The 21,897-nt window shown below is 66.6% G+C and carries 16 protein-coding genes; 5 read left to right on the forward strand and 11 right to left on the reverse strand.

Annotated features, from left to right (window positions below; genetic code table 11):
• Positions 1 to 21 precede the first annotated feature (21 nt).
• The 6 genes from EF387_RS42315 to EF387_RS42335 form a co-directional block, all read right to left on the reverse strand.
• Positions 22 to 5,424 (reverse strand): DEAD/DEAH box helicase, encoded by a 5,403-nt coding sequence (locus EF387_RS42315; RefSeq protein ID WP_128381926.1) that lies wholly within the window; start codon positions 5,422 to 5,424, stop codon positions 22 to 24.
• The gene (locus EF387_RS49825) at positions 5,417 to 5,941 is read right to left on the reverse strand and encodes a hypothetical protein (protein WP_338058159.1); all 525 of its coding nucleotides are present in this window, start codon (positions 5,939 to 5,941) and stop codon (positions 5,417 to 5,419) included. The genes EF387_RS42315 and EF387_RS49825 overlap by 8 nt, the downstream gene beginning before the upstream one ends.
• A complete protein-coding gene (locus tag EF387_RS49830; RefSeq protein WP_338058160.1) occupies positions 5,911 to 6,426 on the reverse strand; it encodes a MoxR family ATPase in 516 nt (171 codons plus the stop codon). Before EF387_RS49830 ends, EF387_RS49825 begins: the two co-directional genes overlap by 31 nt.
• A complete protein-coding gene (locus EF387_RS42325; RefSeq protein WP_128381927.1) occupies positions 6,423 to 8,516 on the reverse strand; it encodes a vWA-MoxR associated conflict system protein in 2,094 nt (697 codons plus the stop codon). Before EF387_RS42325 ends, EF387_RS49830 begins: the two co-directional genes overlap by 4 nt.
• The gene (locus EF387_RS42330) at positions 8,513 to 9,481 is read right to left on the reverse strand and encodes a magnesium transporter CorA family protein (RefSeq protein ID WP_238432014.1); all 969 of its coding nucleotides are present in this window, start codon (positions 9,479 to 9,481) and stop codon (positions 8,513 to 8,515) included. Before EF387_RS42330 ends, EF387_RS42325 begins: the two co-directional genes overlap by 4 nt.
• A gap of 428 nt (positions 9,482 to 9,909) precedes the next feature.
• Positions 9,910 to 10,392, reverse strand: a complete 483-nt coding sequence (locus EF387_RS42335) for a hypothetical protein (RefSeq protein WP_128381929.1) — start codon at positions 10,390 to 10,392, stop codon at positions 9,910 to 9,912.
• A 425-nt stretch (positions 10,393 to 10,817) separates the two neighbouring features.
• On the opposite strand from EF387_RS42335, the gene EF387_RS42340 reads away from it, so the two are divergent.
• The 3 genes from EF387_RS42340 to EF387_RS42355 all read left to right on the forward strand — a co-directional run bounded on the left by EF387_RS42340 (position 10,818) and on the right by EF387_RS42355 (position 15,277).
• Positions 10,818 to 11,258 (forward strand): hypothetical protein, encoded by a 441-nt coding sequence (locus tag EF387_RS42340; RefSeq protein WP_128381930.1) that lies wholly within the window; start codon positions 10,818 to 10,820, stop codon positions 11,256 to 11,258.
• Between the two features lie 1,505 nt (positions 11,259 to 12,763).
• A complete protein-coding gene (locus EF387_RS42350) occupies positions 12,764 to 14,656 on the forward strand; it encodes a DnaB-like helicase C-terminal domain-containing protein (protein WP_128381931.1) in 1,893 nt (630 codons plus the stop codon).
• On the forward strand, positions 14,657 to 15,277 hold the full coding sequence (locus tag EF387_RS42355) for a hypothetical protein (protein ID WP_128381932.1): 621 nt from the start codon (positions 14,657 to 14,659) through the stop codon (positions 15,275 to 15,277).
• Here EF387_RS42355 and EF387_RS49570 read toward each other — a convergent pair.
• The 3 genes from EF387_RS49570 to EF387_RS42365 form a co-directional block, all read right to left on the reverse strand.
• Positions 15,256 to 15,384 carry a hypothetical protein gene (locus EF387_RS49570; RefSeq protein WP_274388987.1) on the reverse strand — a complete coding sequence of 43 codons (129 nt, stop codon included), beginning with the start codon at positions 15,382 to 15,384 and terminating at the stop codon, positions 15,256 to 15,258. The genes EF387_RS42355 and EF387_RS49570 overlap by 22 nt on opposite strands.
• 62 nt (positions 15,385 to 15,446) lie before the next feature.
• Positions 15,447 to 15,647, reverse strand: coding sequence for a hypothetical protein (locus EF387_RS42360; RefSeq protein ID WP_128381933.1), 201 nt, complete (start codon positions 15,645 to 15,647; stop codon positions 15,447 to 15,449).
• A gap of 347 nt (positions 15,648 to 15,994) precedes the next feature.
• On the reverse strand, positions 15,995 to 16,249 hold the full coding sequence (locus tag EF387_RS42365) for a hypothetical protein (protein WP_128381934.1): 255 nt from the start codon (positions 16,247 to 16,249) through the stop codon (positions 15,995 to 15,997).
• Positions 16,250 to 16,423: 174 nt separating this feature from the next.
• On the opposite strand from EF387_RS42365, the gene EF387_RS42370 reads away from it, so the two are divergent.
• Positions 16,424 to 16,618 (forward strand): hypothetical protein, encoded by a 195-nt coding sequence (locus EF387_RS42370; protein ID WP_128381935.1) that lies wholly within the window; start codon positions 16,424 to 16,426, stop codon positions 16,616 to 16,618.
• A gap of 114 nt (positions 16,619 to 16,732) precedes the next feature.
• On the opposite strand, the gene EF387_RS42375 is transcribed toward EF387_RS42370, so the two are convergent.
• Together EF387_RS42375 and EF387_RS42380 are read right to left on the reverse strand one after the other, a co-directional pair.
• Positions 16,733 to 17,653, reverse strand: coding sequence for an alpha/beta hydrolase family protein (locus EF387_RS42375; protein WP_128381936.1), 921 nt, complete (start codon positions 17,651 to 17,653; stop codon positions 16,733 to 16,735).
• Positions 17,654 to 17,956: 303 nt separating this feature from the next.
• Positions 17,957 to 20,743 carry a tetratricopeptide repeat protein gene (locus EF387_RS42380; RefSeq protein ID WP_128381937.1) on the reverse strand — a complete coding sequence of 929 codons (2,787 nt, stop codon included), beginning with the start codon at positions 20,741 to 20,743 and terminating at the stop codon, positions 17,957 to 17,959.
• A gap of 269 nt (positions 20,744 to 21,012) precedes the next feature.
• Between EF387_RS42380 and EF387_RS46920 the strand changes: the two genes are divergently transcribed.
• Positions 21,013 to 21,180, forward strand: a complete 168-nt coding sequence (locus EF387_RS46920; protein WP_155589826.1) for a hypothetical protein — start codon at positions 21,013 to 21,015, stop codon at positions 21,178 to 21,180.
• The last annotated feature ends 717 nt before the right edge of the window (positions 21,181 to 21,897 follow it).

The raw sequence follows: 21,897 nt of genomic DNA on the forward strand, positions 1-21,897 counted from the left end.
GACTCGCTTTTTCCCGAAGCATCACACCGGAGGAGGTGTCACCAGCTTCGTAGCATCGGGGTCGACGTCCGCTGCGCAGGTCAGGACCGGCAGATCGTGTTCGGGCAGGCCTTTCATTTCGACGGCAGCCTGACTGACGAGGTGAGCGGCCCGGACGGACTGGCCGTCGGCGATAGCGGCGTAGAACCGGGCGGCGTAGGTGATGGCGTCGACATCACCGATGGAGTCGGACATGCCGATGGCGAACGGGACGGTGTCGACAAGGCGAGTGATCTGGGCCGGGGAGTAGGAGGAGTTGAGCAGCACGATCAGCGGCTTGTCGCTGACCGCCGCGATGGCCTGTGCGAAGGCATCGACGCTGACGATGGCTTGGTTGTGGAAACCGCGTTCCTCCTGCTCGAAGGCGATCAGGTCCTGTGTGCGCTGGCCGGTGAAGTGCACAACGTGCGGGCGGAACCGGGTCAGTGCCTTCAGGAACACGTCGGCGGTCGCAGCCGGGTGGGCATCGAGCTCGACCAGGTCACGATGGGTGGCGCTTTGCACGGCCACACGGATCCTCTCCTGTTCCCGTCCCACTCGCAGGTCGCCGTCAGCGGCGGAGCCCAGCAGCAGCACTCGCAGTTTCTCCGGTTTCGGGGCGCGAAGCTCCTTCAGCACGGTGTGTACGTGTCCCTCCGCCGTCGACTGATCGTTCTCGATCGCACCCTCACCGGTAGCAGCGCGGCGCGAGGCCCGCTCCGCCTTGCTGAGCTTAGCCCCCAGGTCCGCCGCCTCTTTGCCGTACTGGGCTGCCTTTGCGCTCCAAATCTGCGCATCACGGAGTGCCATGTCCGCTTGGTCGTCATACCGCTGCGCGTTGCGAAGCCTGGCCGACTGGCTGTTGGCGTTCTTCGTCCTGTCCGCGGCCGCCCGCTCTCTTACGGCCATTGCCCGCCGGTCGGCTTCCCTCCTGCGGAATTCGCTGGCCTTCCTATCTGCGTCGGCCCGGGCCTTGTTCTTCGTGTCCAGCCGGCTCCGGTAGTAACTGGCCGTTACGGGCGTACTCTTCGGTGCCGAATCAGCGGCGAGCACCCTTCCCAGCTGCTCGACGGAACCCTCGTACCGCCAGCCGGCTTCGGGGTCCGCTCGGACATGTGGTCCGAGCGGCATAAACCGGCTCTCCCAGTCCGGCTCGAGCATCTCCGCGATCAGGATGCGCAGGGTGTCTGACACGGCAAAGTACAAGGGTGAGTCGGGGAAGCGCGCTGCTCGGTTGGACTCCTCCCGGAAGAACCTGTTGCTCGCAAGCCGGGCGGCCTCCGATACGGCTTCGCCGGAAAGACCCAGACGCGTGTCCGTCACCTCGCCAATGGAGGCCCCGACGCCGAGCATTACATAATGCGTGGCGGCGGCTGTCTGCATTTCGGCCAGCACTCGACCCATGTCCCGCACGGCCGTCGATCCGTTCAATATCACCAGCAGGTCTGCTCTCGCATCAGCTGTGGCTTCCTCGGCGACTACACCGTCGATACCTGCGCGGCGCAGGCTTTCGGTCAGGGAATCCCTGATGGCGTGCGTCAACTCCAGTTCCCGGCGGCGAGTGTCTCTGTCCCGTCGGCCTCTGACAGTGTGCGCTTCGACGGCAAGGCATACGGCAGAGGGTCTCATTGAGGAGTCGGCGGGCGGCTCGCTTCCTATGCCCTCCAGCTCATACGGCGTCGTCATGAATGCTGCCAGTGTCTGGCGAAACCCCTCGTCCTGGAGGAGGAAAGCCGCAGACACTGCTATGAGCTCGGCGCGTTCTAGGTGCCGCCGGACGACCATTCCCACGAAAAAGTCGTCGCAGGACACCAGTGCACCCGACGTTCCTGCCAACATTCCTGCGGTGGCGCGCTCGGTGACTTCGATCCTGAGCATCCCAGCGTCGGGCCGTGCCTGCCCATGTAGCTCAGTCCGATAGCCCGATCGCCCGAAGCCGGTGATGGCCACGGGTGACACAAGCCCTGCGGGCATGCGCCCCCACTTCAGTTTGGACGGAAGGAGCCGCGCCCAATCCTCGCTGTCGAGGATGTTCTCGCCCGTGAGTACCAGGGCGGCGTCCAAGGCTCCGGTCTTCTTCCACACGGTTCGGCAAGCGATCTCCGTGCCGTCCGTGCGTACGATCCGCAGTCCCTCTTCATCCGACAGGTGAGTGCGCGTCAGCACGAGACGGGGGGTCAGCATGATGCCGGCGTAAGTGTCTGTGTCCACACCGCGCGTCCCTCTCAGCATGACGACACGCGGGGACGGATCGAAAGCCTGATCCGTTGCCGGTGGGCCGGAAGTCGGCTCGGTGTCCGCCAATAGATCCGCAGCCGGCATCGCCAGCTGCTCCCCGAAGGACTGTTGTCCCTCATCTACTCGGCGGCTGCCGTCCGCCGCGTCGGTGACGTCGCCCCGCATCTGCTCCCTGAGGCTGTCGACGACGAGAGCCTTGGCCACTTCGTCAAGGGTGATCACCAAGCCGCTGGGGAGTCGGGGGAAGCCGTGCTCGATATGGTCGAGCAGCTGAATATGCGTCAGATTCGTCATGACCCGGAACTGGTTGTCGAGGCGGAACTCCTTACGGTGGTGTCCGATGAAGTCGAGCACGGTGAGTACGCGCTTGCCCGGGGAGCGAGCAAGGCCGACACTCAGCTGCTGCAAGAACCGCACACCGCTCCACGTCGGGCGCAGCAGGAGCAGTGTGTCCACCTCAGGGATGCTGGAGCCGTGACTGAGCATTTCGACGCAGAAGATGGCCTGCAAGTCGCCGTTTTTGAGAGAGGAAACTACTTGCTCACGCTCTGCTGGGGGAGCCGCCGACGTGAGTGCCATGGAACGGAGACCGGCGGAGCGGAAGAACTGAGCCATGAATTCGGCGTGTGTCACGGACACGCAGAAGCCCACGGCTCGCATGGCCTTCACATCAGGAATCGTGTCCCGGATGGCCTTGATAACCAGCCGCGCTCGTGCGCCGTTGCTGTCCAGAACGGATTTCAGCGAAGCCGCGTCGTACGCTCCCTGCTTCCAGTCCAGTGTCTGAAGGTCGGTACCGTCCGCAATGCCGAAGTAGTGGAGGGGAGATAGGAGGCCACTGGCCAGAGCGTCCCGAAGATGCATCTCTGCAGCGATACGCCCTTCGAAGAGCACGTCGTGGATGCTCGAGCCGTCCGTCCGCTCGGGATCCGCCGAGAGGCCGAGCAACTCCATCGGCGCGAAGCGCTCCAGGACGTTGGCGAAAGCCGGCAATCCTGCCCCGTGGGACTCGTCGATGACGATCACATCAAAGTGATCGGGTGGCAGTTCGTTCGTGAACCGGTCGAGGGATTGCCAAGTGGCGAACACATGATTCCAACGTTTGGGGAACTCTCCGCCGTACAGAGATTCTCCGAACTCTGAGCTCATGAGGACGCTTCGGTAGACCTGGTGCGCCTGGTGCACTGCTACCACGGTGCCCCCGATGAAGAGAAGTCGCAGGTCCCGCTGGTGCTGCTCGCACAGGTGCTTATAGTCGAAGGCGGCCATGACAGTTTTGCCGGTGCCGGGGGGAGCCACGACGAGGTTACGGTGCCGGCCGTGGATCTCGCGCTGGGCTTTCAGACGATCAAGCATGTCGTGCTGGTGGACGTGCAGCAACAGGGCTGCCGCGTTGGCCCCGGGGCCGTCCGGGGCGACTGCCACGTCTGGTTCCGGCCCTGGGAGATCGTCTGGGATAGCCGGGGCAGGAGTCTGCCGGGCGTCAGTCTCCTCTTCATCGGGTGACTCGATCGCGGGGCTGGCCTGTTCGTCCGGGCCGGAGCGCGGCTCGGTGGACTCGATCCCGAGGAGACGTGCCGTTGCCGCAGCCGCTTGGGCGACGGGCTGCAGCCCTGTGGGCAGCATTTCCTGGCTGGTGGGGGAGTGCAGTGCGGCGACGATTCCGTGCGGGGCCTGAGGGTGGGCTGCGAGATGGTCGGTGAGGGCGAAGTGGGCGTCCCATGCCTGGTCGCGGCTGAGCAGTCCGCGCAGATGGTTCGCCGCGGCCGGGTGGAACCGGTACACGATGTCCGCTTCCTCGTGCCGGGTCGCCGTGAGCAGGCCGGCGGTGAGGAACTCCGCGGTGTCGGCCAGGGCGGCTTCGGGGACGATGCGCTCACGGATCACGTCGAGAACGGGGAGAGTGAACGCCTCGAGTGACGAGGCGGCGATCGCCAGGCGGACGGCGGGGGAGCGCAGGTTGTCCGTGAAGGCCCCGGCCGCGGCTGTGACGTGTGCGTCGATTGTCGGCGCACCGGACGAGGCGGCATTCGGTCGCGGACTGCGGTTCCTGGAGGGGACGCGTCCTGAGGCCGGTACAAGGACGGCCTCGCAGCCGCTCGGGTCGGTGCGCATCGTGGCGCGTGCCCAGGCGAGGATCTGGTGGGCATCCATCTGCAATACGGGCAATGCCTGCCAGGGCTGTGTCCCTGGGACGTCGTCGCGAAAGAGGCGGGGACGGCGGTAGGCGAGTAGTCGTCCGGGGGATGCCGGGACGGAGGCGGTTGCGGTGGTCCGTGGCAGGTCGAGGCCGGAGCGTTGCCAGAGGCGTTTGGGCAGCGGGTTGATCAAGGCCACGGGGGCGGTGCGGCCCCAGGTGTGGAGCGTCTGCCACAGGTCGTTCTGGCGCCAGGCGGGAGCCGCGCAGTCGGAAACGACAAGCAGGAGCCGGTGGTCCGGCTGGACATGCCGGGGGTCGGACGAGTCTATGGGGAGCGGCTGGCCGTGATGGTTGTGGAGTACAGGCGGGGCCTGCGGCGGGTGTTCGAGGCGCCATACGTGGACGCTGCGGAAGGCGGACAGGGTGCGCAGCATCTTGGTCAGTGCGCGTGAGGTCTCGTCCCAGACGGCCATGGAGGTGCCGCGGTCCACGACTACGACGACCTCTAGCCAGGGTTCTGCGGCAGGCGCGAGCTGGGGGATGAGCACACCGGTGCGGGTGTAGTGATCGACGGTGGCGCCCAGGTCGAGACGCTGGTGAACCCGGGACGGCCGGAAGCGGCGCAGGGGGCGCAGGGCGCGGCCGATGTCGAGAGCATTCGGCAGGGCCGGGGCGCGGCCAATGCTCAGGGGTCGGCCGGGGATCGAGTGGGTGCTGCTGTCGTTCTTCAGCCAGACCGAGGCGGTCCCAGGAGCGCTTGCCTCCGAATCTGATTCAGGGGCGGGCGGATCGTCGCAGGAGTCGCCCCTTCCCGGTTCGGACTGAAGGGACGCCTCGGCGGGTGCCTCTTCGTCGGCCGGAGCCGGATCGGTGGCGACGTTACTGGTCCGGCTGATGCCGGATCTGGCCGCGGCGAGAAGAAGAGCGTCGAGGGCATCCCGGATGTCGCCCTCCGCGCCGTCGCTGAGGTCGCCCAGGCCGGTATGGGCCAGGGCGGCCAGCAGCCGTGCGGCCCGGTTCTCAGCCACGCCCGAGCCCTTGCAGCAGCAGCTCCTGCAGCCGCGTCCGCTGCTCGTCGTCCTGGATGCGGTCGCCGCGCAGGAGATGGACGGCGCTCAGCAACTGGTCGACAGCGAGGTTCTCGCTGCGATTCAGCCTGTCCACGAAAGCGCTCACCAGGGTGTGGGTGGTGTCTTCCTCGACCTTCCCCAAGTGGGCCTCGACGATGCTCGTGAGGGTCGGGACCGTGAGGACGGGCATGTCGAACCGGACGCAGCGCCGCAGAAACGGGGCGGGAAAGTCGCGTTCGCCGTTGCTGGTGAGGACGATGACCGGAAACTCCTCGCACTCCACCAGGCCGTTCTTGATTTCATGCCGGGCGCCCGGATCTGTGGTGCGGACGGTGACGTGCCTCTTTGAGTGTCGGGCGAGTTCGGGAATCTCGAAGCGGCCGCGTTCCAGAACGTCGAGGAGGTCGCTCGGCAGGTCGAGATCGCTCTTGTCGATCTCGTCGATCAGCAGGGCGCGGGGCAGGCGGCCGGGCACCAAGGGGTCCCGAGAGGGCCGAGTTGGACGAAGTCCCCGATGTCGTCGTGCGCGGCGCGGGTGGCGCGGCGCGCAGCCCGCCCGTTCCTGGAGGCGGCGGGACGGTCGACGGCTCGGAGGTTGTAGGCGTGGATGCGGCCCAGGGCGTCGTAGCGGTAGAGCGCGTCGGCGAGGGTGCTGCGGGAGGTGATGTGCCAGCGCAGCACACTCCCGAGCCCGAGTTCGGCGGCGATCTGCTCGATGACGGAGGACTTACCCGAGCCGGCCGACCCGGTCAGCAGCAGGGGCCGACGCAGATGGAGTGCGGCGTTGACCGCATCGACCAGTCCGGGGTCCGCCTGGTAGGTGCTCGCCGGGGAAAGCGACGGCACTGTGTCTGCTGCGCCAGCCTTGCCCGTTGGCGCGCGCCACGGAGGCGGGGGAGGCAGCGTCTGAGGCTGCTCGGGGATGCTCCCCGTACCCGTGTAGTACGGCGTCCAGTTCATGCTTGCTCCTTCGGCGTCACGTCTTGTGGGGCGACGACCGCCCGGCCGGCGCGTCGTTGGCAGAAGTGCTGCCAGTGCGCGTCGTGCCATGTCGTACGGATCTCAGCCAGGTGATCGAGAACGCCCTCGCCCAGGCTGTTCTCCGGCCGCTTCTGGAAGGCGCGGACAAGTTTCTCCGGCAGCGACTCCCAGTGCTCCGCGACAGCATCCTGAAGCGCTTGCGCGTCGGGGACACTCCCACGCCGGGGCCAGATCAAGGCCGGGGTGTGGACGAGGAGTTCCTCCAGCATGAGGTCGAAGTCCGTCTCCGGCAGGGTGCTCACTCCCCACACGCAGCCGCCCATACGACGACGGTCGAGTAACTCCTGCAACTTTTCAACGCTGCTGAGGTCATCGGAGTCGAGCCACGAGGGTCCGGCCTGAGTCTTGGTCTGCAAGGAGGACAGCAACTGGCTTCCGGCGTGCAGCATGTCGTCGAGGCTGACCCCGGACGGAGGTGTCAGGAGCCCCGACCAGCGGGTGGTGACGTCGTAATCGACGCCCAGCATCCGCCGTTTGCGGACCACTCGCCACTCCTCCGGCGAGGAATCCAGAAGCAGAACGGTTGGGACGGACACATCGACGTGCACCAGCCGCTCGCCCGCGGCTCCCAGCCAGGACAGTGCCCATCCCCGGGCACCCTCCAGCGCAGACACCAGGCCAACCGGCCCCGGCTCGCACGGGAATTCTGCGGTGTGCACCACGGCCGAGCCGTAGAGAAGCGATGCGTCCACACGGACGACGTCCTCACCGCCGTCGTCGGCGGCCACCAGGACCAGGCGGGGTGTCGCCCCGCTCAGTTCTTTCAGCCGACTGTTCAGAGCGGCGGCGGCACCGGATTTGGCCGCCCAGGCGGTCAGTTGCTGCGGAAGAACATCCTCTGGACTGATCAGGTGGGCAAGGGCGGCGGCGAAATGCACCAGCGTCAGGCGTTGTCCTGCGGGGGCGACGACGGCTGGCTGGTCGAGGACCGCGTGCTCCACCAGATCGCGCAGGGAAGGGCAGGGCACCCGGACCACTACCTCCAGGGGGAATCGGGCGCGTGCCGCCGCCTTGCGGAGCAAGTCGTCGGTCAGAGCATCCCCGAAGGTCTCCTCCAGGACAGCGACGGCGTACGCGCAGGTGCCCAGATCACGATTGAACTCCAGGACGCGTTGGACGGCGGGGTGGCCAAGATGTTCCTTTCCCAGCCCGTCGAGCCAGTCCGTCAGCCGTTCCCTGCTGTGGATGCCTTCCGTGCCTTCCAGTGGACGCAGCAGCTTATGCAACCTCTCGCATGCCACGGAACCGAGAGGGCTGGCCGAGCGTCGCAGGACCTGGACGTTGTGGGCCAACCACAGCGATTCACCGGACCCAGGGGCGCCGTCGAACACGAAGCCACCGGGCTCCTGGGTGCGGATACGGCTGCGCAGTTCCTTGATCAAGTGGGCGTCGACAGCCAAGAACTCCTGGGCATCCGCCACTCCGTTCTCCAGCAGCTCGGCAAGCTGGACACTCAGGTTCATGTCCCATGCCGGCAGATGAGCGGAAGCGGCGAAAAGAACCGACACACGTACACTGCCCTGCTGGATCCCGGCCGTCGCGGACTGCGGGCTCGGAAGCGCAGCGGCCGCGTGGCAGGTGTCGACGATGGCTATAAGACCATCGAGTCCGTTCTCGTTCGTCGCCGCACCGATCGTGGACGCCACATCCAGTTGGTGGATCGCTCCGTCCTGCGCGCTGCCCGAGGTGACGAAGTACAGCGGGCCACCGCAGCCACCTATTCCATGGCCCAGCATCGCCAGGACGAGCGGGCCGCGGTCCTCCTTGGCCCGGTCGGCTGCAGCCGCGAACGCCTTTCCGACAACCTCTTTGCCCAGGGCAGTGCCCACGAGCAATGACCCTGTTTCGCCCTCACCCCGGTCCAGACAGGCACCGAGATCCGGGTCCACCAGCGCCCTGTGGAGACGGCGCGCCGCGTCTTCCAGGCCCGGCAGTTCCTCCGCACCTCTGCACTGGGCACCGATCACCAGCACATGGCGGGGTGCCGCTGATGTGACCAGGCCTGTCACGGCAGAAGAGCCTCAGCGATCGGCCCGGCCACCTCCGCGTGTTCCAGGTACTTTGTAGCTGTATGGGTCCACACCCCACCGGACTTCACGGGCGCAGTCTGCGCCTTCACCCCTCTGCCGCTCGGCGCGATCCAGTCCGCCAGCCGTGGACGTCCGACCACGACGTCGTTTCGGTCCCAGAAGTTGTGCCACGCCTCCACCACTCCCGGGCAGGACGGCGGCCGCGGCACCAAACGCTGCAGGACCACGCCGCCGAGCGCGAGAGGGGAACCAAGCGTCACCCACAGCGCGACCGCGCCCTCGTACTCGTGCAGGGCTTCGTAGGCCACGACGGTGCCCAGGGAGTGCGAGACCACGACGAGAGGACGAGCGGGATCCAGTCCCTCCAGCACCCGGGAGCGGATGGCCGAGCCCAGCGCGGCCCTGTCACCGCGTCGGTTCAAGTAGCGTGCGACTTGGGAGAGATGCAGCGCGAACGCCTGACCGTTTGCCCATTGCGCACCTTGGCGAAGACCGGGCAACTGGAGCAGCGTTGTGGTCACCCAGACCAGTCGCCGCGCGAACTCGCCCACCCCCTGCGCTCTACTGCCGGAAGAGAGCGCATCGATATGATGCCGGGCCTGTTCGATGACCCTGGCGTCAGGCGTACCGGCAGCCGGTGGATACTGCTCGGCGAGCTCATCCACCATCGCTTCCAACAAGCCGGAGAGAACCTGCTCGTCGGACGGGTCCAACTCACCGCCCGGCGCGCCTCCCTGGGCTCCCCGGGGGTTGAACAGATCGCTGTAGTCGGCGAAACGCACGTCCGCAAGCCAGCCTTGGGTGAGGGCTGAGACCAACTCTGCCCGTCCGGCGGCCCGCACGCCGGTGGCCAACGCTCGAAGCCATTGCTGTTGTTCCGCCTCCGCGTCGCGGAGGCCGCCGATCCCGTGAACGAACACGAGCTGCGGATTCGCCGTCCCCACCACGAGCCTCCCCCGGCCTTACTGTGCGAAGACCATCCTGCCTTGTGAGGAGCCAAGGACGGTACCTGAAGCTCCGCACGTGAGACACATTGCTCAACTGTCACGCTTCGGCATCCATCGACACACGCCCCATCTCGGGGATCAGGGCCTGAATCCGATGCGAAGAATCTGGCACACCCCTTACAGGAACCGACCCGCGGCTTTGTTGAAGGACGTCTGGTAGGCCTCCAACGCAGAGCGGGCGCGGTCCTCGTTGCCGCCGAACAGTCCGCCCTTGAGAGGGGCCCACTGGGTGCCTTGAGTTTCGAAATCGTACACAAGGTCGGCGACTGGGTTGCTGTGGCTCTCGGACCGCCACGTCGAGCGCCCGTTCTAGTGGGTACGGCTCCACGGCCGTCCGTTCGGGTTTGTGGCCGCACGTACGTTCGTCACGTCTTGCGCGAGCACCCCGAGCACTGCCTTGGCCCGGTCGAACTCCGGCTGTATGTGTCATCGTCCGGCAACTGATCCGAGAAGATCGGGCGAAGGAGGTGGTGGAGCCACTCGGCAATCGGCGTGTGATACCGGCCGTTGTTGCGTTCCGTGAAGTCCTTCAATGAGTCGCCCAAGTCCCTCCCCGTCGTGGCGCGTGCGAGGGCGTTGGCGGTCAAGTCCGTGCTGCCGAACGGCTGGTACGGGTCCGTCATGTCAAGGACCGGCGCCGGCCTCTGTTCGTAGCGGTCTCTGACCGAGGGGTCGACGACAAGTGACTTGAGGTTGGCCCAGTTGCCACTCGACGTACAGGCGAGCGCGGCGGTCATGATGCTCACCATGCCCGGGATGTGTCGAAGACCAATGAGCGCGGAATTCCCGCTTTCCGGTTTGACCGCCGCCGCGACGAAGGACTGGATGCCGTTCGTCCAGGGTGTCAACGATTCTGGTGCTCCCCATCGTGACGCGACCTGGAGCGATGCACACAACGGTTCGGAGAGAGCCCAAAGGTCTTGGGCCGCCTCGGCGAGGCGAACGATCTGCTCCTCGTTCGTGCCGCCTAGGAGCCTTCACCCTCAGCCAGGCCGCCCGCGGCACACACCTGCCCCCGCTCAAGCCGTCCTCGCCTACGTCCGTGCAACCGGTGACCCCGGCAGCTACTCCACGCAGTGGCGGGAAGCGAAAGCCCGGAGCCTGTGGAAGGCAGCCGCGATCGAGAAAGCCGGCCCTGTCCGGCCGGGCACGACGTGCCCGGCCGGACAGGGCCTAGGCATCTCTGGCCCAGGAACCGACCCGGCTGCGCCTGCGGGCAGGCCAGCCCTCTTACAACGCCATCGAGCAGGCGACCAAGGCCGACGGAAGCTGTGTGCCGCGTTCGACAGCCCACCTGATCCTGAACGGGAAGGTCCTGCCCAGCCGCGAGCAACTGTCCGCGCTCCTGCAAGCCTTTAACGTGAGCGCCGCCGACACCGCCCAGCGGCACGCGGTCCTCGACCGTATCGAGGACCGTCGGCGACCGCCCGAGCCTCCCCGGCGGTGGGGAGGGTACGTGCGCGCGGACGCCGACCCGACCGTGCAGGAGTACCTCGAACGCCGCGAGCGCGACGAGGAGATCAAGCGCCGTACCGGGCAGATCCATCCGGACGAGACGTACGAGGACTACGAGGAACGGATGCGCGAGAGGGCGTTTCAGCGGGTCGCGGACGACTGGCTGTACGACCCGTACGAGGACGATGAGCCCGAAGACGAGGCCGCCGAGCAGGCCGCCCTCCGCACCCCCGCCGGGCGCGGTGTCGATCACGCCTGACGGCTCCCGAGCTGACGGCCTGCCGTCCTCCGCTCATCGTCACCCTCCGGAGCAGGACCGGGCCCGTGGCGCGGCACCCGCGACTCCCACCTCGGCGTTACATAATTCCGCCCAATATTATGTAACGTCAGCTAGGCTGGGTGGTAGCGTTACATTCTTGGTGGCGCGGTCGTTCCGCATCTGCTGGCGGCCGCTGCCGAGCCGACTGCCCGACCTTCCCTTCGTAACTCGCTTGCCGCTTCTGCTCTTGGAGTCCCCGGGTGCCTTCCTCGCGTTCGTCCCACACCGCCGGTGAGGCGTCTTCCGGCGCTGCCGTGCCGGACAACCCCGCCCACACTTCCCAGCCTGCAGCCCCGACGGAGCCGTCCGACCAGACTCCGCGCTGGGCGGGCAACTGGCCCCTGAGTTTCCCGACACCTCACACGCCATCCGCAGAAGCCAAGACAGCCTCCGAAGACGCAGGCCGCCGACACGGCGAGGACAGCCAACCCGAGTCAGTTGAGGGCCCGTTGGACGAGCTGGGAACAACCTCCACTGCCCTTGACGCGGAAACACCACACGCCCTGGCGCGCATCGGCCCGGCGACGCTGCACGAGGCCCGCAGCACACTCCGGCAGCTGATCAACGCCGCCATCGAAGGGCACCCCACACCCCTGACGCGCGGCCCGCACCATGCACTGCTCACCACCCCCGCCCACGCAACCGAACTGGGCTGGGACCTCACCCAAGCCCCAACCCACAGCTTCGCGGACGCCCGCAAAAAGCTCGGAGATCTAATCCAGTACGGCGCTGAGGGCCACCCCCAGGTGCTGTGCCGCCACAAGACCCCCGTCGCCGTACTGCTCGCCGCAGCCGCGGACGGCACCCCCACCTCGCCCGCACCTCAAGCCAAGCCCGCACCCGACACAGCAGCTCCGGCTGCAACAGCAGCCCCGGACTCCGTCACAACACCCCCTGAGGGCCAGCAAGCAGTCCAGAACCCCCTTCCGACCGCAGCAGCCGAAGCCGAGGCCGCCAGAGACCTCGCACCCGCGCCGACAACTCCCCCTGCCGAAGCGGCCGCTGCACCCACCACGCCCTCAGAACCGCAGCCGGAACCGGCGCCAGCAGCCCAAGACACGCCTGCACCTGCCAATACACCCCCCGCCTCACCCGGCACCACCCTAGCCCCGGCGACCACCCGCACCGGCTCGCCAGCCGCTACCGCTCCCACCCCCGCCACCCCCACCCCCGCCACCCCCACACCCAGCACTCCGACACTCCAGCACCCGGTCACACCGCCGACTGCCCTGCCCGCGCACCCCTCGGCCCCGCCCGAGCCGGGCCCGTCGCCCCTCACTCCCGCGACGCCCGGCACCGGCCACGAGACCGCCGTCCCTGCCAGCGGCACACCAGCCCTCACTGCGCCGCGCACCCCGCGACGCCTGGCCGCACTCGCGCAAGCCCTGGACACCGTCCTCCCGACCACCGTCTCCACCGGTGAAACCACCACACCCACACCCCTGATGGGCCTGTCGACCGGCATCCGCACCCTGGACGACGCCCTCGGCGGCCTCCAGCCCGGCCGCTTCTATCTCGTCGCAGCAGCACCAGGCGCCGGATCCAGCCTGGTCGCTACCGCCGCCGCACGCACCAGCGCCCTCGACCAGCACCAACCCGTCCTGTACGCCGCCTCCGGACTCACCCGCGCCGACATCGCCGCACGCATCGTCGCCGCGCACCTGCCCGTCGACTACCGCCGCCTGCGAGCCGGCCGCCTCACCCCCACCGAGCAGGACGACACCGCAGCTCTCCACCACCACCTGGCCTCAGCCCCGCTGTACATCGACGACGGCACCGACCTGACCACCGACGCGATCGCCGAGAGCGTCCCGGACCTGCCCGGCCTGGCCCTCATCGTGGTCGACCGCCTCCAGACCACCGAAGACCCCCGACTGCCGCTGTCCGGCCCGGCCCAGATCACCGACGCCGCCCAGGCCCTCGCCCACCTAGCCCGCACCCACGAGCTCCCCGTCCTCGCCGCCGTCGACACCGACGACCCCCACCTGATTGCCGCGCTCAGCCTCGACCTCACCATCACCCTGACCCGCGACGCCGACCAGATCCACGCCACCATCACCGAACGCGACCTCGGCCCGCAGGCCACCCTCACCCTCCACGCCGACCTCGCCCACGCCCGCATCACCGACCCCACCCACCCCTACGCCAGCCCCGTCCCTCTCACCCCAGCGCCACAGACACCACCCCCACCCCCGGCCGCGACCCCGCACACCCCCGCACAGACCTCGCAAGCGCCTGTCCAAGCCCCCACCAGCCCACCCCCGGACCCCACGCCCACCGAGCCCGCCCCGGCAGCCCACACCGCCGCCCCGCCCAGGCCATCGCCCCGCCGCCCCGCCCCACCCCCGCCCGAAGGCGGCTACGCAAACCGGGACTACAGCTACTTCACCGGCATGATCACCCGCGCCGTCGACGAAGCCCTCCAGGACCACGACGGCGATATCACCGCCGCAACCGAAGCCCTGGTGAAAAAGGCCGTACCGAACGCAATGGCCTTGTTCGAAGCAACCCGCGTCGGCGGAAATTACGAGCACACCGTCTACCCGGAAACCCTCGAATTCCTCCGAAAGAAAACCAAGGACGGCGCCGACGAAATCTGGGAAGGCCGCCACAACTGGACCAACACCCACCTCATGGACGCCCTCCAAAACGGCACCCACCCCCCCATCACCGTCAACGCCCTCGACACCAACGCCAGCTTCCTGTCCGCCTTCAAGACCCACCTGCCCATCGGCGCCCTGATCCATGAACCCAACGGCGGCTTCGACCCCAAACGCTCCGGCATCTACCGTCTCCCCACCCGCCCCACCTGGCACCATCCCCACCTGCCCGACCCAATCGGCAACCGCCGCGAAGACGGCCCCGTCCTCCTCGACGACGCCACCATCCGCCTACTCATCCGCTGTGCCCGCCTCGGCCTGTGCGAAGCCCCACACATCACCGAGCGCTGGACCTCCGGCACCAGCGAAGGCCTCCTGGAAAAATTCCGCCGCGTCCTGACCGAGGTCCGCACAAACGCCATCAAAGCCGACGACACGGTGACCGTCGAATACATCAAAGCCATGTACTCAAAATTCACCTCCACCATCGGAGAATCAAGCGCCAATCGCGACATCCGCCGACCCGACTGGATGCACATCATCCGCTCCCAGGCATTCGCTAACCTCTGGTATAAATCCCACCGAGCCCACAGCAATGGCCTGACCGTCGTCCGCGTCCGCGGCACCGACGAACTCCATGTAGCCGGCGACTGGCGCACTGTATTCACCGAAGGCCGCCTCACCACCCAGATGAAACAAAAAGACCAATACCCCCTGCCGAGGAAGAGCACCCGATAGATGTCGACCGACGGATGGAAAAACTTCGGCAACTACGGCGCAGACCGCGACCCCGGAAACGTCCACGGCAAAATCGCCCTCGCCCGCGCCCTCGAAGACGCCCTCGAACGCATGATCATCGACGGCGGAATCAAATCCCCAGTCGACACCCGCCGCGGCCTAAAAGCCCGCATGCGCTACCTCACCACCACCAAAAGCGGCCCCCAAGCCCTGGCCGACGCCGGCATCCACGCCACCCCCGCCACGATCCGCGCCTGGACCCGCGGCACCCAGCGCCCGCGCCCAGCCAACCTCGAAGCGATCGACACCGCCTACTGGAACCTACGAGCCCACAACGTGCTCACCAACCCCGGCGCCCTCAAGCAACACCTCAACCGCAACGGCCGCGGCACCCGCATCGAGATCCACCCCGTCAACCAGACCACCGTCGACGAGCCACGCCGCCGCGACAACCTGAGGATCCAGCACCGGCAGGTCCGCTACATCTGGAACGACGCCGTCGACGCCCTCGTAGCCAGCGACCTCGACACCATGGAAGACCTCTGGGACGACATCATCGCCGAACTCGACTCCGACTGGGGCGCCTACACCTACGTCTCCTACATCGGCATCGGCGCCTGACACGACCGCCCGCGGCCGGCCTGACCGGCCTCGGCGACCATGTCGTAGGTCACCGGTCCGAGCGGATAGCCGAGATAATCGTGCAGCCGCGTCCATGAACGCGCCATCCGAGCAGCGTAGATCCCGAATGGTTGGGCGTGGTGTCCAATTTTCGGGTACCTGCAGGTCGTCAGGCCAGCAGGCCCTGCTGCCGCGCCCAGACGGCGACGGCCCCAGCGTTACGGACGCTGAACCTGTCGGGACGGAGTTCACCGGCACGGGTGATGAGGCCGGTTTCGGGATAACCGAAGGCCTGGAGCAACTCGTCGGCCAGCGCCGCGGTGTCCTCCAGCAGGCCGCGACCCTGATCGACTACCTCGTCCAGAATCACGGCAGCGTGGGCCTCGGCGTACTGGCAGGTCTGCGTGCTGAGTTGGGCGCGCTGTCCGGAGCCTGATGAGGATCTCTGAAATTCCCCACCTGTGCTCGGCTCGTTCCCCAGACCTGCTCTTGTTCCCCACCCCGCGAGGTAGCTGATGCCGATGAAGCGGGTCCCCGGCCTTCGAGTGTGCGGGAGCGCCACGGCCGGTCAAGGGCGCTCTTCGAGCGTCGCTGACGCGATGGCCTACGGCCACCCTGGACAGTCCGCGACGCTCCCGAATCTGGCAGCTATCAGGCGGACCCGCCCCCTGGTTGAGCCCGCAACCAAGTGAGGAGGACGAGCAGGGGTGGCCGATTTCAAGGAGCGCCAACAAGGCCGGAGTCCAATGGGTCGACGCGGAACGGGAGCGCATCCGGTCGGTCGAGGTCGATGGTCATCCTCCGCACGGGGTGCTCCGCCATGTCCGCTACGAGGGCGGCTTTGACGAGCGCGATCCCGCTCGCTCCGGCACGGTCGCGTGCGTGGCCGGCGAGGAAGGGGAGACCACACAGCAGCTGGTAGACGACATCGCTGGGTTCGGCGAACTGCAGGTCTACGTCGTTGCCGCGCAAGCGTGATTGGTGGGTGTGGAGGCCCAGCCCGATGACAGCGCTACCGTCTCGTGCAATTCGGCCCGGGCGGTGCGGTATCCGGCAGATTCCGGCACGATGAGCCGTCGCGGGCCGACGGCAGGGCGTCCGAAGGTCGGTGCCCCTGGCCGAGATAGAGCTCCGTACGCTGAATCGGTGCCTCGGGGCCAGGGTGACGATGAGGTGGGGCGTGGTGCGGTCGGCGAGTGCATCGACGAGGTCTTCCTCGACGTCGGCCAGGCGCTGGTCGCGTTCGGCGGCCGTCGTGAAGCGAGCGCGGTAGGCGGTGGCGAGGTCCGTCTCGGTGAGCCATTCGGTCTTGCTGCCGCAGCGTCTCGGGAAGCGCAGTGAGCGTTTTCAGCGTTGCCTCTCCAGGGTGAGGATGGCTTTGGCTGCTGACGCGTGCGGCTCGGTCAAGCCGAGCGCAGGGAGACTTTCGGCCCTCCGCATGAATAGTGGTGGCTGCTATCCGAGTGCATCCGCGATCGCGGCGCCGGTCTGCGGCTTGGTCAGGTAGGACTGTGCCCGGTGGGGCTGGGCGCCAGTGTTCAGTGTCCAGTCCGAATTCAGGACCCCGCGCGGGTCGGCGAACAGTTTCCGAAGGTCTAGGACAGCGGCAACCAAGTCGTCACGGTCTGAGAGATTCACCCAGCGCTGCACGCGCTCCGGCACTGTTTTGTCCTCCGGTAACCGGTCGTATACCAATGTCCGCAGCCCCAGTGGGGATCCGAGCGTCACCAGCAGCGGCAGCTTGCGCTCCAGCCGGTGCGCGGCCTGGAAGACCGCCACCGAGCCGAGGGAGTGACCCACAATTGCCAATGTCTCCGGCCCGATGTGGGCGGCGATACGCTCCTGGACTTCCTCGCGCACCGCCTCCTCGGTCAGGTAGCGGGTGACCTGGGCCAGTGACCGGTCGGCGAAGCGTTCTGCGAACGCCATGCCAGCTGGGGCGAACCAGCGCAGCCGCGCGAGGGCGTTGAGGACTGGCCGTCCTGACGCGCGTACCCCCATCCGCCCTGGAGCCTCGGTGTCCAAGGCATGCAACTGCCGGTACGCCTCGTCCCGGTCCTCCTCTAGTGGTGCGCGTTCTTCGGCCTGCCGCAGCCACTCCACAGCCAACGCCGCAGCCAGATCCTGCTGTTGCGGTGTCAGATCGTCTACCGTCTGCCCACTGCCCATCCGCCCCTGGGCCAGGAACAGATCGCCGTAGAAGGCCATCCGGCATTCCAGGTCCCCCGGCCTTCCCTGCCGCCAGAGTCGGTCCGCCAGGTCCGGCTGACCGGCGGTACGTACTCCGCCAGCAAGGGCCGGCAGCCAGGCTGCCTCGAGGCTGTCCGCCGACTCCTGCTCCTGCCCCATACCATGCACTAGCACGATCCGGCTCATCCACGCCTCTCTCAGCTGCCATCCGCAGTGCGCGGCACACGATGACCGTAACCGCGGCTAGCGTCGTCATCTGCCTAAGGTGCTGTTCGCCTCGACGGCCTCACTCGTTCGACCCCAAAGCTCGCGGTTGTTTCATCCACGTCGGAGGCGGGACGCCTAACCGCAACCGACGCCACCGTCAACGCCCTCCCGCCGTGTCCCGCCCTTCCCCGCGCCACGCGCTGTGCTGCGACAACGCCCGCCGGGGCGGCCTCACCGCCACCCTGACCCTGTGGGTCGACCAGGGCCTTCGCTCCCGAAGGATCAGGTTCCTTCTCGACCCCTGGTCTGCCGGGTCCAATGGGCGATGGCCCGCCGGGTGGCGAGGGTCTTGGGATGGTCAGGCCCCAGGACGCGAATGCGGTCCTTGAGGAGGTCCTTATATAGCTTCAAGGCCTCCTCAGGCTTCCCGGTTTCCCCAGTCCTGCGAGCCAGGTTGTGCCGGGTGGCGAGGGTGCTGGGATGGTCGGGCCCCAGGACGCGAATGCGGTCGTTGAGGAGGTCCTTATATAGCTTCAAGGCCTCCTCAGGCTTCCCGGTTTCCCCAGTCCAGTGGGCAAGGTTGTGCCGGGTGGCAAGAGTATCGGGGTCATCGGGTCCCAGAATGCGAATGCGGTCGTTGAGGAGATCCTTATATAGCTTCAAGGCCTCCTCAGGTTTCCCCGCTTCGCCGGTCCAGAAGCCCAGGCCATGACGAACAAGGAAGAGGAGGGGGTCAGACCCCAAGGCCCGTTTGGCATCAGCAAAGAGTTCCGTATACAGCTTGAGAGCCTCGTCAGGATTCCCCGCTTCCCCAGTCCAGCGGGCGATGCCGTGCCGGGTGGCGAGGGTATCGGGGTCATCGGGTCCCAGGACGCGAATGCGGTCCTCGAGGACGTTGGAATATAGCTTCAAGGCATCGTCGGGCTTCCCGGCTTCGCCGGTCCAGTATGCAATCTCATGCCGGGCGGTGAGGGTGTTTGGGTCGTCAGGGGCGAGAAATTGGGTGAATTCCTGGTGCCAACGTTGCCATCGCTGGAGGTTCTCCCTCGGCACGGCGGATAGGCGGGCCTTGAGACTATGGATGATCTGCTTGTATGCCCCGCAGCGCCAGAGGTGGTCGGGTTCGGCGCGTTCCGCATAGTCGTAAAGCGGTTCTCGAGCGTTGGCGGGGGTGCGTTTGTCCCCCGCGGCCAAGGTGGCAAGAGATGAGGCCAAGGCACGGTGTCCAGCGACCACATCGACCCCGTACGCGCCCGGACCTGTGGGCAGCGCACCGGCAAGGTAATCCACCAGAGATTGGTGGAACAGGCCGTACAGCATTGTGGATGACGTGCCCTGGCCTGCCGCTGCACGCATGATGTAGCGGCGGAGGGGGGCCAAGCACTTTCCCAGCCCTGCTTCATCCAAGCTGGGGACGCCCAGCCGCTGGCAGGCGTCTAGGAGCGCGGGCAGAGGGAGTACTGCCCCCGGGCCAGCCGCGACCAGAACTGTGAGTGCAGCCCGTAGTGCCGATTCTTCCTCGTCCCATGCCGCGCCTCCCTCCAGGGCCTGGTCGAAGATGCCGTCGTAGACGGCGGCCAGCCCGGACGGGATGTCTTTGGGTTCCAGGTCGGGAACGCGAGTGACATAGTCGGCCAGCAGCGAGGCAACCAGCCAGCCACCGCTGCTGCTCGCCACAACCGCATCATGCAGTTGCTGCTGTACCTTCCGCTGGGACAGGTAGGCGCGCAATTCCGACTCGGGAGCCTTATCCATTGAGACTTTGTACGCCGATGGGTGCGGTGTGACATCAGGGCGCGAGGAGACCACCAATCGCACGTCTGGACCGCCCCTCGAGAGTACGTGTACCTGGCCCAGCAGATCTCGCAAATCCTCGGCAGAAACATCGGAGAGCTGGTCGAAACCGTCGAGGATAATGCGCACCTCTGTGCCCGCCGGCAGATGCCGCAGCGGGCCGAGCAGGTACCGCTCGGTTCCGGTCATCCGGTCCAGTTCGATTCTGGGCACGGACGTCTGGAAGACTGTCTGAGCGTGGCGGAAGCCGTCTACGGTGCCGGCCAGTTGCTTGGCCAGGTGGCGGGCGACGCGCCCGGCGTCCTCGTTCGACTTCAACAGCCGCAGGGCGTTCACGAAGCCTTCAGGAACTGCGTTCGGCGCGACCTCGGGCCGGGTCAGCGCGCCGATCGTCGTGGTCTTGCCGGAGCCGGCAGGGCCTTGTACCACCACATACCGATGCGCACGAGAAGCGGCCACAACCGCCGTCAGCGGCGGGGTCGGACGGAAGAACCGCAGCGCCGGGCGCAGTATCGCTAGATCCGCTGGCGAGAACGCCGGAAGGGATCCAGTCTTCGCCCCCAGAGCAGCGTTGTGTGCCACCCATAGCTCGGGTCTAGCCTTACTACCGTCAAGGGTGACCAGCGCGGGCTGTTGCCTCCGCTCCACTCGCTCGACCTCTCGCTTCAGGTCCGTGCCCGTCAGCGTCTCGCCCCAGGCGATGTGACCGGTGCGCAGCCGAGCGGCGATGGCACGGCTGAAGGCGCAGTCGTACGCAGGATCCTCGATGTTCGCTGCGGTTAGAACCTGGAACCGGCGGCGCAGATCGTTGTCCAGATCAACCCAGCTGGTCGCGGCCTCTGCAGCGCCTTGGCCGGAGAAGCAGGCGTCGATTAGCAAGATGAGGCTGAGTCGGGGGTGGCTGGTGAGAAGTTCTTTGATGTGAAAAGTGAGGCCATAAGGGCCATGTGAATGGCCGAGGGACAGCGCGCAGCCATGCGGTAGGACGTAAAAATTTCCGTTGCTGGCCAAGCCGTGCCCGATCCAGGCCAGGATGAGCAGGCCGCCATTTGAGGCCCGCTCGGCAGCGCCGGCGACCGCGTCGTACGTCTTCGACTTACCCGCGTTGACCAGAAGGGGACCGCCATCCGTAAGAGCGGGCGCGCAGGCTCCCCGCAGCGGGTCACGCAGGACAGCATCCAGATCCCGTGCCGCCTCATCGAGAAACGGAAGATGCGCTTGGCCCTCGTGCTGCGAGGCGGCGACCAACGAGAAGCGAGGATGCTCGGCCGCCATACCAACAAGATCACTCACATTGCGCTTAGTTGCAACTTGTGATGGTCTGCGGTTGAACGTCGTCGTCTGGGCGTCGGTGGCGCAAGTGCGGTGACCTGGTCATTGACGCTGACGGGTGGTGCTCACTCGTTGCTGGCATAAGCGACGAAGAGCCATGCCATTCTCACGCCGACCACCAGCCCCGGACCGCCAGTCCAGAAGCAACCTGCCTTTCCCGTAAGGTTGTTGACGGGCTGTTCCGGGCGGAATCTCTACCCCATCGTCTTCGTGTGACCGGCCGGGCGTGGAGGCCGTCGAGCGGGCGCGGGCTGGCGGGGGTGAGCGTCGTACGGCGCCGCGCCGAGGGCGTGGCCCGCGACGAACTTGTCGACGCGGGCCGGCAACGCGTCCGGGACGCGAGCGCGGTCAGGCGCGGGGGGCTGATGACGATGGTGTAAACGGTTCCGTCTCATGCCGACCGCCAGACTGCTCGAAAGCACCGTTGGGCGGACCACGGCGACGAAACCGGCGGAAGACACAAAGGCCCTACGGGCCTCCCACCAGCTACCACACACACCTCACGAGAACCGACCAAAGAAACCCGAGTACAAGAAAAACGAGCCTTGAATTAGGTTCTGATATTCTACTTCACGACACAATGATTCCCTTTGGAGAACACCATCCGGAGAGAATCGGTACAGAATACCCAACACCCCACCAGAAAACAGATAATGTAACGCGAATGAATGCACCAGAAATGTACGCCGCCTTCTCGGCGAGTTACAGAATCCCTCTGTGAGGTTTCCTGTCACCTCTTTCAAGCATCGAATCTTTCAAAAGGTCCAGACCACTACTCCCATCACGTAGAGTAGCCGTTACGTAATTATGTACCGACCTTGAGAGCGTTACACAATGGGTACACATTAGGGGTAGGAGGGGCGCCCGGAGGGCGCTTGAACGCAAGTCAAGCTCCACCCTCGCCACCAGCAATTGAGCGCCCCAAGAGATAAAACTGCAGCTCAGAGATATAAAGGAGCACCAAAGCTCGACCTGACGACACATCCTCAGAACGATGCCAGCCACTCCACAGTTATGTAACGCCAGCGGGGGCCGGTACCCGTTCCCTTTAGCTAGCCCGTAACGCTGCGGAGCGGCGTTACAAACCGTCGCGGAGC

The sequence above is a fragment of the Streptomyces cavernae genome, assembly GCF_004023625.1.
Lineage (GTDB): Bacteria > Actinomycetota > Actinomycetes > Streptomycetales > Streptomycetaceae > Streptomyces > Streptomyces cavernae.